Raw genomic sequence first — 872 nt, 5'->3', positions numbered from 1 at the left:
AAGTAGCAAACGGGAAATTCATCTTGATATCCAAAACAGTTCAAAGTATAGCGTGGGGTTATTCTTACTTGCCAACCGCACTTTGTCAATCATTCTGATGAAATTTTTCGCTACAAACAAGCCAGGTTAGTCTTTCAGGATAGTATAAAATACTTTTTATTAAAAAATTATCAGCATAAAACATCAAATTAATAAGTATTATTAGATTTAATCTGGTTGTAAGATTTTTTTAACAGAATACTGTACTGATTGAAGAACATGATACCAATTTGAGACTTTTCAGGTTTTGCTTGCGCCACCTTGCATGCTACCCTAACAGACTCGTGGTAATTACTTACCTGTAGCTTTCATACTTAAGGAGTCAATATGACAATCAGTGCCAGAAACCAACTTGCCGCCAGCGTAAAATCCATCAAAAGCGGAGCAGTAAACGATCAAATCGAATTAACCTTAAACGGTGGCGAAACCTTGGTGGCGGTGATCACCTCGGACAGCACCCAAAAGCTGGGGTTGAGCGAAGGTTCGAGCGTAGTTGCAATTTTCAAAGCACCATCGGTGATCCTGTCCACCGACACCGATTTAATCTTGTCGGCACGCAACCAATTGCAAGCGCATGTTGAAAAAATTACGCATGGTGCGGTCAACGCAGAAGTATTGGTCAAAACCACAGGCGGCGTTGCAATCACCACCATCATCACCGAACAGAGCGTGAAAAATCTAGCACTAGAAGTTGGAAGTGCGGTTAACGTGCTAATCAAGGCTTCACATGTGCTGTTAGGCGTTAAGAAATAAAGCAATCGTTGTATAATATATCATATAGCGTAATTTAGTAATATAACATTACTATTTCAAATAAGCCAAGTGACAGAAAT

General features: G+C 39.6%; 1 protein-coding gene. It reads left to right on the top strand.

Annotated features, from left to right (window positions below; genetic code table 11):
• Window positions 1-366 precede the first annotated feature (366 nt).
• Window positions 367-792: a TOBE domain-containing protein gene (locus tag FHQ30_RS12905; RefSeq protein WP_139612072.1), complete on the top strand. Its 426-nt coding sequence runs from the start codon at window positions 367-369 to the stop codon at window positions 790-792.
• The last annotated feature ends 80 nt before the right edge of the window (window positions 793-872 follow it).

The sequence above is a fragment of the Testudinibacter sp. 'clade 2' genome (assembly GCF_006227735.1).
Lineage (GTDB): Bacteria > Pseudomonadota > Gammaproteobacteria > Enterobacterales > Pasteurellaceae > Chelonobacter.
The sequence above is the reverse complement of the archived record's forward strand: the minus strand, read 5'-3'. Positions and strand labels throughout refer to the sequence as shown.

Excerpts from the sequence above, each read along its gene's own strand:
- FHQ30_RS12905 (WP_139612072.1), top strand. The coding sequence starts at position 367 with ATGACAATCAGTGCCAGAAACCAACTTGCCGCCAGCGTAAAATCCATC.